Source organism: Rhizobium sp. BK376 (genome assembly GCF_004341625.1).
Lineage (GTDB): Bacteria > Pseudomonadota > Alphaproteobacteria > Rhizobiales > Rhizobiaceae > Rhizobium.
Genome location: NZ_SLZG01000003.1, coordinates 91,631 through 105,322, shown reverse-complemented (window position 1 = coordinate 105,322; position 13,692 = coordinate 91,631). Strand labels below are relative to the sequence as shown.

General features: G+C 59.9%; 16 protein-coding genes and 2 pseudogenes. 9 read left to right on the top strand and 9 right to left on the bottom strand.

What is annotated here, in order from left to right:
* Window positions 1-125 precede the first annotated feature (125 nt).
* Complete coding sequence (locus EV561_RS08880) at window positions 126-725, top strand: transglutaminase-like cysteine peptidase (RefSeq protein ID WP_132520248.1); 600 nt, start codon at window positions 126-128, stop codon at window positions 723-725.
* 100 nt (window positions 726-825) lie between these two features.
* Here the strand turns inward: EV561_RS08880 and EV561_RS37105 are convergent, their stop codons facing one another.
* Entirely contained in the window at window positions 826-1,002 is a 177-nt protein-coding gene (locus EV561_RS37105) for a hypothetical protein (protein ID WP_165927778.1), read from the bottom strand.
* A gap of 115 nt (window positions 1,003-1,117) precedes the next feature.
* Window positions 1,118-2,098, bottom strand: coding sequence for an iron exporter MbfA (gene mbfA / locus EV561_RS08875; protein WP_132520245.1), 981 nt, complete (start codon window positions 2,096-2,098; stop codon window positions 1,118-1,120).
* A gap of 172 nt (window positions 2,099-2,270) precedes the next feature.
* On the opposite strand from mbfA, the gene EV561_RS08870 reads away from it, so the two are divergent.
* Window positions 2,271-2,741, top strand: coding sequence for a truncated hemoglobin (locus EV561_RS08870; protein WP_132520242.1), 471 nt, complete (start codon window positions 2,271-2,273; stop codon window positions 2,739-2,741).
* A 2-nt stretch (window positions 2,742-2,743) separates the two neighbouring features.
* Here EV561_RS08870 and EV561_RS08865 read toward each other — a convergent pair whose 3' ends face one another.
* The 3 genes from EV561_RS08865 to EV561_RS08855 form a co-directional block, all read right to left on the bottom strand.
* Window positions 2,744-3,619, bottom strand: a complete 876-nt coding sequence (locus tag EV561_RS08865) for an EamA family transporter (protein ID WP_132521610.1) — start codon at window positions 3,617-3,619, stop codon at window positions 2,744-2,746.
* A gap of 127 nt (window positions 3,620-3,746) precedes the next feature.
* On the bottom strand, window positions 3,747-4,307 hold the full coding sequence (gene recX / locus EV561_RS08860; protein WP_132520239.1) for a recombination regulator RecX: 561 nt from the start codon (window positions 4,305-4,307) through the stop codon (window positions 3,747-3,749).
* 25 nt (window positions 4,308-4,332) lie between these two features.
* Complete coding sequence (locus EV561_RS08855) at window positions 4,333-5,358, bottom strand: histone deacetylase family protein (RefSeq protein ID WP_132520236.1); 1,026 nt, start codon at window positions 5,356-5,358, stop codon at window positions 4,333-4,335.
* A gap of 162 nt (window positions 5,359-5,520) precedes the next feature.
* Here EV561_RS08855 and EV561_RS08850 point away from each other — a divergent pair.
* Window positions 5,521-6,060, top strand: a pseudogene (locus EV561_RS08850) (HAD-IA family hydrolase); the annotation flags it as partial.
* A gap of 180 nt (window positions 6,061-6,240) precedes the next feature.
* The gene (locus tag EV561_RS08845; RefSeq protein WP_165927777.1) at window positions 6,241-7,308 is read left to right on the top strand and encodes an alpha/beta fold hydrolase; all 1,068 of its coding nucleotides are present in this window, start codon (window positions 6,241-6,243) and stop codon (window positions 7,306-7,308) included.
* A 33-nt stretch (window positions 7,309-7,341) separates the two neighbouring features.
* On the opposite strand, the gene EV561_RS08840 is transcribed toward EV561_RS08845, so the two are convergent.
* Together EV561_RS08840 and EV561_RS08835 are read right to left on the bottom strand one after the other, a co-directional pair.
* Entirely contained in the window at window positions 7,342-7,872 is a 531-nt protein-coding gene (locus EV561_RS08840; protein WP_132520230.1) for a GNAT family N-acetyltransferase, read from the bottom strand.
* Between the two features lie 20 nt (window positions 7,873-7,892).
* A complete protein-coding gene (locus EV561_RS08835) occupies window positions 7,893-8,462 on the bottom strand; it encodes a helix-turn-helix domain-containing protein (RefSeq protein WP_132520226.1) in 570 nt (189 codons plus the stop codon).
* A 195-nt stretch (window positions 8,463-8,657) separates the two neighbouring features.
* Between EV561_RS08835 and tenA the strand changes: the two genes are divergently transcribed.
* The 4 genes and pseudogenes from tenA to EV561_RS08815 all read left to right on the top strand — a co-directional run bounded on the left by tenA (window position 8,658) and on the right by EV561_RS08815 (window position 11,877).
* Window positions 8,658-9,359 (top strand): thiaminase II, encoded by a 702-nt coding sequence (tenA, locus tag EV561_RS08830; protein ID WP_245512634.1) that lies wholly within the window; start codon window positions 8,658-8,660, stop codon window positions 9,357-9,359.
* 100 nt (window positions 9,360-9,459) lie between these two features.
* The gene (gene lepA, locus EV561_RS08825; RefSeq protein WP_132520223.1) at window positions 9,460-11,292 is read left to right on the top strand and encodes a translation elongation factor 4; all 1,833 of its coding nucleotides are present in this window, start codon (window positions 9,460-9,462) and stop codon (window positions 11,290-11,292) included.
* A 55-nt stretch (window positions 11,293-11,347) separates the two neighbouring features.
* Complete coding sequence (locus EV561_RS08820; RefSeq protein WP_132520220.1) at window positions 11,348-11,578, top strand: type II toxin-antitoxin system CcdA family antitoxin; 231 nt, start codon at window positions 11,348-11,350, stop codon at window positions 11,576-11,578.
* Window positions 11,578-11,877: pseudogene (locus tag EV561_RS08815) on the top strand (CcdB family protein). Before EV561_RS08820 ends, EV561_RS08815 begins: the two are co-directional and overlap by 1 nt.
* On the opposite strand, the gene EV561_RS08810 reads toward EV561_RS08815, so the two are convergent.
* Entirely contained in the window at window positions 11,874-12,332 is a 459-nt protein-coding gene (locus tag EV561_RS08810) for a GFA family protein (RefSeq protein ID WP_132520217.1), read from the bottom strand. The pseudogene EV561_RS08815 and the gene EV561_RS08810 sit on opposite strands and share 4 nt — an antisense overlap.
* Window positions 12,333-12,408: 76 nt before the next feature.
* The gene (locus tag EV561_RS08805) at window positions 12,409-13,188 is read right to left on the bottom strand and encodes a pentapeptide repeat-containing protein (RefSeq protein ID WP_132520214.1); all 780 of its coding nucleotides are present in this window, start codon (window positions 13,186-13,188) and stop codon (window positions 12,409-12,411) included.
* Window positions 13,189-13,389: 201 nt separating this feature from the next.
* Between EV561_RS08805 and EV561_RS08800 the strand changes: the two genes are divergently transcribed.
* The gene (locus tag EV561_RS08800) at window positions 13,390-13,683 is read left to right on the top strand and encodes a SelT/SelW/SelH family protein (protein WP_132520211.1); all 294 of its coding nucleotides are present in this window, start codon (window positions 13,390-13,392) and stop codon (window positions 13,681-13,683) included.
* The last annotated feature ends 9 nt before the right edge of the window (window positions 13,684-13,692 follow it).

Here is a 13,692-nt window from a genome sequence, read left to right as displayed (position 1 = left end):
TTATGTGCCATTTTAACCATGTTTGGGAGTAACCGGCGTTAACGAATAAGTAACGATTGACTTCCCGCACCCCCCTCCATTAACAATTCGTTAATAAATGACGGGGCGATACAAGGAAGTTGGGTGTGCGTATCAAGGGCCTGTTTGTAGCCTTGGCGGCTATTATTGCCATGTCCACGCCGGCGATGCCGGCCACACAGAACACGCCATCGATGGTTGTCGGTGACGTGACCTCCCAGCCGATCGGGCACTACGATTTCTGCCAGCGTTACAGCAATGAATGTGGCCCGACCCGCGAATTGATGCCGGTCAGCATGACGCCCGAGATCTGGGCGCTGATCAGCCAGGTTAATCTCTACGTCAACAAGACCATCACGCCAGCGACCGATCAGGACATCTACGGCGTCGAGGAATACTGGGCCTATCCAGTCACCGCCGGTGATTGCGAAGACTTCGCGCTGCTGAAGCGTCGCATGCTCATCCAGCGCGGCATTCCGACATCCGATCTGCTGATGACTGTCGTGCGCAAGCCCGATGGCGAAGGCCATGCCGTGCTTACGCTTCGCACCGCGCAGGGCGACTACATCCTCGACAATCTGAGCGACGATATAAAGCTCTGGTACCAGACGCCCTATTCCTACATCAAGCGCCAGGCGAGCTATAATGCCGGTCGCTGGGTCACGATCGAAAACGGTCGCGACGTCTTGGTCGGCGCGCTGAAATAATCGAACGCAGACATCAAAGAAAAGGCCGGCTTTTGCCGGCCTTTCTATTTTCAGATCCACGGATTTGCGATCGCGAACTCTTGGGATCGAGCAATAGTTGCTAATTGTTCTTGTGGCCCTGCTGGCCAGACTTCCCATGCTGCTCGTGCGAGCCGCCACGGTTGCTGCTCGACTGATCGTTTTTGGAACCGGACGAAGCCTGCTGGCTGCCCATATTCTTGTGGCTCTGCTGACCGGCCTTTACGTGCTGGTCATGGGTTCCACCCTGGTTTGCCATTTGATTTCTCCTTGGGTTTCATGTCGAGACCATTGCGGCCTCGACACACAAACCAGTCAGGGACAGGAGCGTTCCCGCTTTTAATATTTCGTTACCTTAAAATTAGAGGGGTGCCTCAGCCGTTGCCGATCAGGATGCCGGCAGCCAGAACCAGCGAGCCACCGATGACAACCTGAAAGGCTGCCCGGAGGAACGGTGTTTCCATGTAGCGGTTCTGGATGAAGGCAATCGCCCATAGCTCGAAGAAGACGACGATGCCGGCGGTGATCGTGGCGGTCCAGAAATCCGGGATGAGGTATGGCAGCGCGTGACCAAGGCCGCCGATCGCGGTCATGATGCCGCAGGCAAGCCCGCGCTTGATCGGTGAACCACGACCGGAAATCTTGCCGTCATCATGCGCTGCCTCGGTGAATCCCATCGAAATACCAGCGCCAACGGACGCGGACAGGCCGACAAGGAAGGTCTGCCAGGTATCCTGCGTGGCGAAGGCGGCCGCAAAGATTGGCGCTAGCGTCGAGACCGACCCATCCATCAGGCCCGCAAGGCCGGGCTGGACATAGGTCAGGACGAATTGCCGACGGGCGGTCGCATCCTCCTCCTCCTTGACGGATTCCGGCGTGTGCTTGCCCTCCAGCATCCGCGCAATGTCCTCGTGCCCCTGCTCGGCAAGGGCCAGATCGCCGAGAAGCTGGCGCGTTCCAGCATCGGAAATCTGTTTGGCGGCCTCGACATAGAAGCGATAGGCCTGCGCTTCCATGGCTTCCGCCTCCTGCCTGATCGCCTCGAGCGAGAGGTTCTTGCGCAGCCAATCCGGCTTTCGCTCGTAAAAGCCGCTGACATGTTCGCGGCGGATCAGCGGAATGCGCTCGCCGAAACGCTTTCGATGCATGTCGATCAGCGTCTTGCGATGGGTATCCTCGACCTCGGCCATATCTTCGAAGACCTTGGCGGATGCCGGATAGCGTTCTCTGAGATCATCGGCATAGGCGAGATAGATGCGGGCGTCATCTTCTTCGGCCGCAATGCCGATGGCTAAGATTTCCTGTTCGGTCAAAGATGAAAAAGAACGTTTGGACGACCTGAAAAATCCAGCCATCGTGAGAATCTCCATTTTAGAATTATTCTAAAACTAAAGAAGCGGCCGTTTCGGGTCAAGAGCCCCGAGGCTTGATTTCGGTGCAATGCGGCAATGCAGGCCGCCGGGCTTTGGGACCGGGCAGAGAAAGCTTATATCAGGTGTGCCGCATAGTGCGGCCGAGGTGGAATTCGTGACGGATAATGATCTTCAGGGACGCGCAGCGCATGTCGCCGCCATCCGTGAGCGCGCCGAAGCCGATATGAAGGCGATCGGGGTGGATGCGGCTTTCATCGACAAATTGGTGGAGACCTTTTACGGCCGCGTGCTTGACCACCCGGAGCTCGGGCCGGTTTTTGACGCCAAGCTGAACGGGCGCTGGCCTGACCATATGGCCAAGATGAAAAGCTTCTGGTCGGCCGTGGCCTTCCGCAATGGCGCCTATGGCGGCAAACCGGTGCAAGCGCATATCGGCGTCCAGGACTTGACCCCGGCGCTCTTTCCGAAATGGCTGAACCTGTTTTCGCAGACGCTCGACGATATCGCGCCGAATGCGGAAGCCAAGGCATGGTTCATGGCGACGGCCGAGCGCATCGCCAAGAGCCTGACGCTCTCGCTCTTCTACAATCCTGCTCTGGACGATCCGGCACGGAAACCCGCCTGATCTCACGACTTTTCAGCCGAGAAGGTGGCGCCGGCGCTGGCAGTCACCACGAGGGCCGTCCCCATCATCTGGAGGATCGTCATCGGCTGCGCCAATATGATGAAGCCAGCCAATGCGCCGATGGCCGGTTCCAGGCTCATGAGGATGCCGAAGGACGCCGTCGGCATGCGCCGAAGGGCGGTCATCTCAAGCGCGTAAGGCAAGAGCGGCACCAGTAGCGCCAGACCTGCCATTTCCAGGAGGCCATAGGCGTCGAGATGCGGGACGGCTGTCGCAAAGCCAAAGGGTGTTGCGACAACAGCCGCGACAAGCAGCGACATCGAGAGACCTTCCAGCCCCTTGAAGGCGGCGCCGACCTTCTTGGTGAGCAGAATGTAGATCGCCCATCCGACCGCTGAACCTGCGGCGAAAAGGACGCCGGAAAGGCTTCCGACCCACCCCTCTCCGTCATAGGCAAGGAAAAGAACACCAACTCCTGCCAGAGCCGGCCATGCCAATCGCCAGCTCATTCCAAATCCAAGAGTCGCGACAGACAGCGGCCCGAGGAAATCGATGGCGACAGTAAGACCAAGTGGGATGCGCTCGATCGCCGCGAAAAAGCACATGGTCATCAGGGCCGTGGTGGTCCCGAGCACAAGGGCCGCGATCCACTGTGCGCCGCTATAACGCAGAACCGGCGGTCGGATGGCGATCGCAAGCATGACGGCTGCAAAAGCAAGCCGCAACCACGATGCGCCGGCCGGCCCGAACGTCGCGATGGCCGGCGCCGACAGCGCCGCCCCGAACTGGATCGACGACATTGACATCAGGCACATCAGGGCGCCCGCAGCCATGCCTGATGAGGAGGCCGATTGAAGCTTCGCCTCCACGCCATCCATCCCTATATCACCCGGCTGTTGCACCACTGCCTTCTCCCAATTTCGGGTTGTTGATAGAAGGCTTGCAGCAGCACGGCAAATTCAATCTTCTGATGCTGGGATAACCGGCATTGATCTTGAGCGTGGCTCAGGACAGCGGCCGATCGGGATAAAGGACCTCGTCCGCCTCCTCCGCGTCCATATCGAAAACCCGCCTCCCGATCTCGAAGCCGAATCCGTTTCGCGCAAAGGCCGATAGTTCCTTTGCCTTGCGCTTCTCATCCAGATCTCCTCGCCGGAATGGGCCGAAACCGCGCTTCCGCGCAAAGATGACCGCCGCGACGAGGTCGTCGGCATCCTGCACCGCCGATTGGACCGTTTCTGTCGCCACGCCCTTCAAGGACAATTTCTGGGCGATGACGCGCTTCGACTTGCCGCTGCGCACCGCCGTGCGCGTGCTGATCGCGGCAAAGGCGACGTCATCCAGCGCCTTCTGGTCATAGGCGAATTTCACAGCATATTCGGCGAGCGCCTTTACCTGGGCGCTGCTGATGTCCTCGAATTTCGATTTCGCCTTCTTGGCGATGGCATCAAAAAGCTGCTTTTCGGTCATCATCCGGCGTTCGAGCCTGTAGATGGTCGAGTTCTTGGCCCAGGAGAGCATGCGCGACGTCGGAACATCCGAGGTTAGAGTATCGTCGTCGGTCATCGGCAAATTCATCAGCGAGGTGTCTCTAGGCTTCCAGCCCTTTGAGCATATTGGCGACGTTCAGGCCGATTTCCGGCACGCCGTAGCCGCCCTCCATCAGGGTCAGGACCGGCAAGCCGGCGCCGGCGATTTCGGAACCCATGCGGATGAAATCCTCCGATGTCAGCTTGAAGAAGCTGATCGGATCGCGCTCGAACGTGTCGACGCCGAGGGAGACCACGATCGCTTCCGCGCCGAACGCCTTGATCCGCAGGAGGGCATTGGCAAGTGCTGCCGACCAGGCCTGCCAGGTCGTGCCGCGCGGCAGCGGGTAGTTGGCATTGCAGCCCTCGCCCTGCCCCTTCCCGGTTTCATCGGCATAGCCCCAGAAGTAAGGAAAGGCGTCGGCTGGCTCGCCGTGCAGCGAGGCGAAGAAGATATCGCCCCTGTCATAGGTGATGTCCTGCGTGCCATTGCCATGGTGAAAATCGACATCGAGGATCGCGACCTTCTTCGCGCCGAGATCGATCAGGTGCTGTGCGGCGACGGCTGCGTTGTTGATGAAGCAATAGCCGCCGAAGAGGTCGATGCCGGCATGGTGGCCGGGCGGGCGGCAGAGCGAGAAGGCAAATCGATTGCCGGCATTCAGCCAGTCAACACCGGTCAACGCACATTTCATGGAGGCGATGGCGGCCTCATAGGTGCCCTCGGTGATCGCCGTCTCCGCGGCGTTGGCATAATAGCCGAGCAGGGCGTCGATATCGTTTGGCACTCGCTGTGTCGAGCGGCGCACCGGAAAGGAGGTCGGGATCGCCTCGCCCTCTGCTCCGCTCGCCTTCCAGAGCGCCCAGGCCTTCGACAGGAACTCGAGATAGCCCCAATCATGAACCTTCAGTGCCGTCTCCAGCCCATGCAGATTCGGCGCGACGACATCCGAAAACCCGGCATCCCTGACGGCCTTCAGTATCCATTCCGCCCTGAACGGCCCCTCGAACGGCGTCACCAGAAGGCCGCCGTGCAACTCCGTCTTGGCGTCGCGCAGTTTGTGATCTTCGGAGTAGATGACGCGCATATCAGGCTCCTATGGATGGCAGTTGCATTCGACGGATCGAGAGTTACACGGATTCGCGATGAAGAGAAAAGTAATCCCAAATGGTCTTGCTCTTGCGGCAGAACGACAGCATCTTCATGCCGATTTTTAGAGCGGCCGATTTTCAGAACGAGAGATATTTTTATGAAAGCCCTTATGGTCGATGTCGATGGCGTGCTGGTTCACGGACGTCCGACAGATGGTCTTCCGCCCTTCACCTATCTGGAGCGAGATCTCGGCCTTACCCGCGAAATGCTGCAACAGGCGTTTTTCAAACCCTATTGGGCGGATATCGTCACCGGCCGCGAGCCGATCGAGCCGCGTCTGGCTGATGTGCTCGACCGCATCGCGCCGAACATCACGCCTGAAGCGCTGATGGACTACTGGTTCGAAAACGATTCCCGCCTGGATAGGCAATTGCTCGAGGGGTTGGTTGAGTACCGGAAGAAAGGCGTCACGCTATTTCTTGCCACCAACCAGGAGCATCGACGCGCCGCATACCTGATGGAGCGGCTCGGGCTTTCCGAGCATTTCGACGGCATCTTCTATTCTGCTGCCCTTGGTCACAAAAAGCCTTCCGAAGATTTCTTCCGGATTGCGACCGAGCGTTCCGGTTATGAACGCCACGAGATCGCCTTCATCGACGATTCGATCGAGAATATCGAAGCCGCCCGGGACTTCGGCTGAGCCGCGGTTCAGTGGTTGCCGGGCATGACGATCAATGGCGCCCTGGCGGCGCTCGAAGTCTGATCGACGCTGACGACCTGCCTCGCAGAATAGGACGACCTTGATGATGATCGAGGTCGAATGCGCTTTTGACCGCATCCATGGTTGGTCATCACTTCCAACCAGATGAGGTTCTTCATGCGACTGACACGCTTCCTTCTTGCGCTTGCCTTCAGTGCCACCGCCCTTCCCGCCTTCGCCGCCGAACCTATCGGCTTGCAGAAGATAAGCGTTGTGACGCAGGATTCGTCCCGCGCGCTCGCAGTGACCATCTGGTACCCCTCGAAGGCCGATGGAACGCCCGCGATGATCGGTGAAAGCAAGGTATTCGACGGCGTTCCTGTCCGTCGCAATGCGAGGATCCAGCAAGGCCGCTTCCCGCTGATCCTTCTCTCCCATGGTTCCGGCTCGCGTGCCGAGGGCATGGCCTGGATTGCGGAAAGCCTTGCCGAAGCCGGCTTCATCGTTGCCGGACCCAACCATCCGGGAACGACGAGCGGCGATTCCACGCCTGCGGCAACGCCGAAGATCTGGGAGCGGACGCAGGACATTTCGTCGATCATCTCCACGCTATCGGCGGATGCGCATTGGCAGGCATCGATCGATCCGAACCGCATAGGCGTTCTCGGCTTTTCGCTCGGCGGCTCCACGGCTCTGGAACTGGCGGGCGCACGCGGCGATCTCGACGCCTACATCCGCTACTGCCGGGAAAACCCTGACATGATGGATTGCAGCTGGTTTCGCGGCGGTCGCGGCTTCGCTGATGGCGAAGAGGTCGACGTGGCGCCTCTGGACCTTGCCAGCATCGACAAGGCCCGCTTCGAACAATCCAATCGCGACAAGCGCATCGCTTCGGTCGTCGCCGTCGATCCGGGACTCGCAACCGCCCTCAAACCGGAGAGCCTGACGTCGATCGGCATCCCGGTCACCCTCATCAATCTCGGCAGTCCCGGCAGCGTACCCGTTGCCGTTCTTTCAGATCGGCTTGCCGACGAGATCCCCGGCGCCGGCTATGCGCAGGTCGATAACGCCAACCACTTCAGCTTCCTGCCGATCTGCAAGGCAAGCGCTGCAGAATTCCTGGCATCGATCGGCGAACAGGATCCGATCTGCCAGGAGACCGCACGCCCACGGATCGATATTCACGCGGAGCTGGAAAAGCTCATCATCGACGCCTTTACGCGGACACTGAAGGCCGGCGGCTGATCTCGTTCGCAGGACGTCGCCACAGTCGGAGCATCAGTTCCTGTTGTCGCCGATCCGCTTGTAGAAGAAGGTAGTTGAGCAGAGGCCGCCCTCCGGCCACATCGCGTAGTCGGGAATGGCGCCCACCCGCTCCCAGCCAAGGCGCGGATAGATCGCTTCGGCATCGCTGCCGGTCGCGGTATCCAGCACCAGCAATGTCTTGCCCTGCCTTGCCGCCTCAGCTTCGACCGCTTGCATCAGCAGTCGTGCAAGGCCCCTACCACGGGCAGAGCGGTGGATCAGCAGCTTCTTCAGATCGCCGCGATGTGGCTGGTTCGGCATGGAGGCAAAGCCGATTTGCACCGTGCCGACGATTTTTCCCTCCAGTTCGGCGACAACGAGCAGGTTTTCGCCCTCCTCGACCGCTTCGGCGACACCTTGCCAATAGGCCAGAGCGTCCGCCGAGGTATAGGGCTGCATGAAGCCGACGGAGGCACCGCCATTGACGCAATCGGCCAATATTTCGCAGAGATCGGGTATGGCGGCGCGCGCCTCGGAGGCGGTGAGAAGGCGGATATCTGGCATGGTCTGCTCCTGAACGGGAATTATCGGCCGCCGCGATCGAGCACGACGCAGTAGCGTGCCGGTCCGTCGGACGGGTTGTGAAAGACGTGGCCCTCGCCCACGGGCATGTAGAGGCAATCGCCGGGCTTGAGGTGATAGGCGGTGTCGCGGGAGGTGATCTCCATCTCTCCCTCGAAGAGCCAGACATGCTGCCTCATGCCGTGGCTTGCCGCATGGGGCGGAAAGCTGACGCGGGCTCCGGCGGGAAAGACGACCTCGATGAGATCGACCATCGAATCCGTGGCCGAAGGCGAGACGGAACGTCTGAGATAGCCAGTTTCCGGATCGCGCCAGACCTGCTGATCGTTGCGGCGGGAAAGCGGCGAGGAAAGCTTGTCCTCTTCGGCAAAGAAGGCCGACAGCGACAGGCCGAGCGCCGCGCAAAGTCTTGCAAGCAGCGAGGCCGTCGGGCTGGCTTCCGCTCGCTCGATGCGGGAGATCATTGCGCGGCTGACACCTGACGCTGTCGCCAGTTCGTCGAGTGTCAGACCCCTGGCGATCCGCAGCTGGCGGATACGCAGACCGATCGCGATTTCGAGTTCTTCTTCCATCTCGGCACCCAATTTCTACTATAAGAGAAATACATGATCCGATGATGGAATCAAGGTCAAAAACTACCGTAGCCGACGATCGTCTTCGAATGGCTGAGCAAGTGCGTTTTGCGCTGTCTTTGCCATAGCTTTTGCCTATTGTGGCGCTGTAGTAAGCCGGGCCGCCCGGCAATCAGGATTGGAATGGATAAAGGCATGCAAGACAACCAAATGGCCAGCCAGCCGGCAACGGACAGCTTCACGACCGCCGCATGGGAGAGGATCGCATCGATCCGCGCCAGCATCGAAGCCCTGCCGCTGCTGGAACGGCTGTCCGACGGCACCCTGCCGCCCGAAATCTTTCGGCACTACATCCTGCAGGACGCGCTTTATCTCAAGCATTACGCCCGCTGCCTGGCCGTCGTTGCGGCAAAGGCGCCTGACAACGCGCAGGTCCTGCGCTTCTTGGGCTCGGCTCAAAAAGCTCTCAATGTCGAGCAGGGTCTGCATGCGGGATTTCTGGCCCAGTTCGGCATCACCCCTGCGGATGTCGAGGCCGCCGAACCGTCGCCGAGCGGCTTTGCCTATACCAACTTCCTGCTCGCCACGGCCTATCACTGCTCCTATCCGGTGGCGCTTTCCGCCATCCTGCCGTGCTTCTGGATCTACTGGAAAGTCGGCGAGGCCATCAAGAACAGGCCCTTGACCGAAGGCAATGCATTCCAGGCCTGGATCAACACCTATGGCGATCCGCAATTTGCCGCCGGCGCCCGCGAAGTGATCGCCTTGACCGACTTTGCCGCCCGTGGAGCATCCGAGGCGGAGCGGACGCAAATGCTCGATGTCTTCGTGCGCGCTTCGCAATATGAATGGATGTTCTGGGACTCCGCGTGGAACCTGGAGACATGGCCCGTCTGACCCATGCCGCGTCCCGATGGCAGGACTGCATCGCGCAGCCTGTAAAATAGGGCGAACATAGGGTTAATTACCGCTTTGCGGACGTTGCCGCCGCTGCTATATGGCGCGCATGAGCACCAATCCGACGACTCCGCTTTCGCATATCCGCAATTTTTCGATCGTGGCCCATATCGACCACGGCAAATCGACGCTGGCCGACCGCCTGATCCAGACGACGGGCGGCCTTGCCGAGCGCGAGATGTCGGAGCAGGTGCTCGACAACATGGAGATCGAGCGCGAGCGCGGCATCACCATCAAGGCGCAGACCGTTCGCCTGCACTACAAGGCGCAGAACGGCGAGACCTATATTCTGAACCTCATCGACACGCCCGGACACGTCGACTTCGCCTATGAAGTCTCGCGGTCGCTCTCGGCCTGCGAAGGTTCATTGCTGGTCGTCGACGCCTCGCAGGGTGTCGAAGCGCAGACGCTTGCCAACGTCTACCAGGCAATCGACAACAATCACGAGCTCGTCACCGTTCTCAACAAGATCGACCTGCCCGCTGCCGAGCCGGAGCGCATCAAGGAACAGATCGAGGAAGTGATCGGCATCGATGCCTCCGACGCCGTACTGATTTCGGCAAAGACCGGGCTCGGCATTCCCGATGTTCTGGAAGCGATCGTCCACAAGCTGCCGGCGCCGAAGAGCGCGGGCGGCGAGAAAGCGCCGCTGAAGGCGCTGCTGGTCGACAGCTGGTATGACACCTATCTCGGCGTCATGGTTCTCGTGCGCGTTCTCGACGGCGTGCTGACCAAGGGCCAGACGATCCGCATGATGGGCACGGACGCCAAATACCAGGTGGAGCGCGTCGGCGTGCTGACGCCGAAGATGGTCAATGTCGACAGTCTCGGCCCCGGCGAGATCGGCTTCATCACTGCGTCCATCAAGGAAGTGGCCGACACGCGCGTCGGCGATACGATCACCGAGGACAAGCGTCCGACGGCTGAGGCGCTGCCGGGCTTCAAGCCCGCCCAGCCTGTCGTCTTCTGCGGCCTCTTCCCGGTCGACGCTGCCGATTTCGAGGATCTGCGCGCTGCCATGGGCAAGCTGCGCCTCAACGATGCAAGCTTCTCGTTTGAAATGGAAAGCTCTGCTGCGCTCGGCTTCGGCTTCCGCTGCGGCTTCCTCGGCCTGCTGCATCTTGAGATCATCCAGGAACGTCTGGAGCGCGAATTCGATCTCGACCTGATCGCAACGGCGCCTTCGGTCGTTTATCAGCTGAGCATGACCGACGGCAGCGAGCGCGAGCTGCATAATCCGGCCGACATGCCCGATGTCGTAAAGATCGGCGAAATCCGCGAGCCCTGGATCAAGGCGACGATCATGACGCCGGACGACTATCTCGGCGGCATCCTGAAACTTTGCCAGGATCGCCGCGGCATCCAGACGGAACTCACCTATGTCGGCAGCCGCGCGATGGTCACCTACGACCTGCCGCTCAACGAAGTCGTCTTCGATTTCTACGACCGGCTGAAGTCGATCTCGAAGGGCTATGCCTCCTTCGACTATCATCTTGAAGACTACCGCGAGGGCAACCTCGTCAAGCTGTCGATCCTCGTCAACGGCGAGCCGGTCGACGCGCTCTCCATGCTCGTCCATCGTTCGTCTGCCGAAAAGCGTGGCCGCGACATGTGCGAGCGGCTGAAGGAGCTGATCCCGAAGCACATGTTCAAGATCCCGATCCAGGCAGCGATCGGCGGCAACGTCATTGCCCGCGAGACCATCTCGGCGCTGCGCAAGGACGTGACCGCGAAATGCTACGGCGGCGACGCCACCCGCAAGCGCAAGCTGCTGGACAAGCAGAAGGAAGGCAAGAAGCGCATGCGGCAGTTCGGCAAGGTCGAAATCCCGCAGGAAGCGTTTATTGCCGCGCTCAAGATGGGCGACGAGTAAGTCTTTGCACAGGCGACTCATGTGCATATGATGTGCGCATGATGGAGCCGCTGAAATGTCTCAACAGCAAAGAAAAGCAGCCAATCTTTCTCTGGACGAAAAACTCGTCACTCAGGCGCGGGATCTGAAGATCAATATCTCCCGCGCCACCGAGGACGGCATCGCGCGCGCCGTGAAGGCGGAGCGCGAACGGCTTTGGCTTATCGAAAACGCTGAAGCCATCCGCCTCGAAAACGAATATGTCGAAAAACATGGGCTGCCGCTCGCTAAATACCGGCAATTTTAATGGCTCGCTTTCAGGTCTATCGATTGAAAGGCAGCGATATCCTGGTGCTCGATCTGCAGGCCAATTTCTTCGATAGCCTCCCGTCCAGAGTGGTGGTTCCGCTTCATTCTGTCGACGAAATGAGCTAGGCGGCATCGAGCCTCAATCCGCGCTTCCGGATCAACGACGAACTTTATGTCATGGCCACCCAACGCATGGCGTCCGTGCCGGTCTCCGAAATCGGCGAGGCGATTGCCGATCTTTCAGCAAAGGCCGATACGATCATTGCCGCGACCGACTTCCTCTTCCAGGGCTTCTAGGACGCCTGCCCCATATATTCCTTCACCAGCACCTCATACTCCTCCATGGCCGGCAGCGCCGCGTAACTATGAACCGCCGGCGTCGTCGCGCCGGGCAGCTTCTCGCTCGTCCAGGTCTCGATGAAGGGAGAAAACCAGCTTGGGTCATCCAGCATGGTCGGGCGCAGGTTGACGAACCAGTCCATGCCTTCCGACTTCGTAAACATCCAGCTCATGCAATAGGGGCAGAAGTAATGGTGGGCGTCAGCGCCGTGAAGCCCACCGATGACGGGTTCGCCCTTTGTTACCTCGAAGCCGTCCGCCGGGATCGCGGCGCTCAGCGAATAGGCGCTGGACGACATCTGCTGGCAGCCCCTGCAGTGACAGGCCATAGTCAGCAGCGGGGGTGCGGTGATCTTCAACCGCACGCGCCCGCAGCGGCATCCGCCTTCCGCAGGTAGGTTCAATTCGCTCACGATTGGTCCTCCATTCCCGAAATTACTTAGAGGGCGACACGTCCACTAACCCTGTGGCTATCGTCCGCTCCCGGCATCAATCCTTGTCGTCAGGCGGGCAAGGCCAGTTCGCCGGTATGTTCAACCCGGAAGGCAGCTTCGTCGCCTTGTCGCCGCAAGCAAGATCGATCTGGCTCTGCTGCAGGTTCGCCGCGGCAGAGAGGTCCAGTCCCTCGATCCGCGTCAGGTACATGAAGGCCCTATCGAAATTGATAGGCCCCTGCAGCTTGGCGCTGCTAAGGTTGGCGCGAGAAAGATTGGCGAGCGTGAAACGGGTATCGCTCAGATCCGCCTTGTCGAAATTGGCTCGGCCGAGTTCCGCCTTCTCGAAATCCGTTTTTGCCAGCCTGGCGCCGCTGAAGTCCGCCCGCTGGAGCTCGGCACCGGCAAAACTGGCGCCGTCGGCTACGACATTGGTGAAACTCGAACGATAGGCCTCGATATGCGAGAAATTGGCACCCTCCGCATGGGCATCCGTCAGCCAGGTGCGCACCATGGTCGCCTTTTCCAGATTGGCTGACTGAAGATTGGTGTTGCTGAGATCGGTGCTGTCGAAATGGGTGCCGGCAAGATTGGCACCATGCAGATCGCTGCCCTGGAGAATGATGTTGTTCCGGTGGCATCCGCTCCAGTTTATGCCGGGCGTAGCCATATCGTCACAATCCGCGGCGGCTGCCGGATTGGAGCCCGCAAGCAATAGAACCAGGGCAATAGCAGCACCAAGAGCGGCAGGCACGCTCCCCAGCGCCAACAACGGATTGGAAAACCGCGCCCGAATTCTGCCCCCCAGTGATCTCACGCTTTTTACGCTGCCCATCCACGCGCTCCGTCCGCCCGCTTGATCAAGACCGATCGCCCGTATGATTCGGGTGACCGCCTTTCCTTTTCTATATAGTGCGTGCGGCAATAAAAAGAGTGCGGCAAATCTCGCCTCTCCAGCAATATCAAGAGGACCTTCAGTGCTTGCGACCGCTATCCGCGCTCTCTAGATAATCGGGATCGATCGAAAGGAACGCTGATGAGCGACAAGCCCCGGATAAGCATACTCTACTGCACACAATGCAACTGGCTGCTGCGGGCCGCGTGGATGGCACAGGAGCTGCTGCAGACCTTTACCGACAGTCTCGGCGAAGTAGCATTGATTCCCGGTACCGGCGGAAATTTCGAGATTCGCATCGACGGTGAACTTCTCTGGGAACGCAAGCGCGATGGCGGCTTTCCCGGCCCCAAGGAACTCAAGCAGCGGGTGCGCGATGTTATCGATCCGGGCCGCGACCTTGGCCATACCGACCGCACTGCAGCGGACGCTTGATCGGGTCGG

Excerpts from the sequence above, each read along its gene's own strand:
- EV561_RS37105 (WP_165927778.1), bottom strand. The coding sequence starts at position 1,002 with ATGGCAAACCAGGGTGGAACCCATGACCAGCACGTAAAGGCCGGTCAG.
- mbfA (WP_132520245.1), bottom strand. The coding sequence starts at position 2,098 with ATGGCTGGATTTTTCAGGTCGTCCAAACGTTCTTTTTCATCTTTGACC.
- EV561_RS08865 (WP_132521610.1), bottom strand. The coding sequence starts at position 3,619 with ATGGATGGCGTGGAGGCGAAGCTTCAATCGGCCTCCTCATCAGGCATG.
- recX (WP_132520239.1), bottom strand. The coding sequence starts at position 4,307 with ATGACCGACGACGATACTCTAACCTCGGATGTTCCGACGTCGCGCATG.
- EV561_RS08855 (WP_132520236.1), bottom strand. The coding sequence starts at position 5,358 with ATGCGCGTCATCTACTCCGAAGATCACAAACTGCGCGACGCCAAGACG.
- EV561_RS08845 (WP_165927777.1), top strand. The coding sequence starts at position 6,241 with ATGCGACTGACACGCTTCCTTCTTGCGCTTGCCTTCAGTGCCACCGCC.
- EV561_RS08840 (WP_132520230.1), bottom strand. The coding sequence starts at position 7,872 with ATGCCAGATATCCGCCTTCTCACCGCCTCCGAGGCGCGCGCCGCCATA.
- EV561_RS08835 (WP_132520226.1), bottom strand. The coding sequence starts at position 8,462 with ATGGAAGAAGAACTCGAAATCGCGATCGGTCTGCGTATCCGCCAGCTG.
- tenA (WP_245512634.1), top strand. The coding sequence starts at position 8,658 with ATGCAAGACAACCAAATGGCCAGCCAGCCGGCAACGGACAGCTTCACG.
- lepA (WP_132520223.1), top strand. The coding sequence starts at position 9,460 with ATGGCGCGCATGAGCACCAATCCGACGACTCCGCTTTCGCATATCCGC.
- EV561_RS08820 (WP_132520220.1), top strand. The coding sequence starts at position 11,348 with ATGTCTCAACAGCAAAGAAAAGCAGCCAATCTTTCTCTGGACGAAAAA.
- EV561_RS08805 (WP_132520214.1), bottom strand. The coding sequence starts at position 13,188 with ATGGGCAGCGTAAAAAGCGTGAGATCACTGGGGGGCAGAATTCGGGCG.
- EV561_RS08800 (WP_132520211.1), top strand. The coding sequence starts at position 13,390 with ATGAGCGACAAGCCCCGGATAAGCATACTCTACTGCACACAATGCAAC.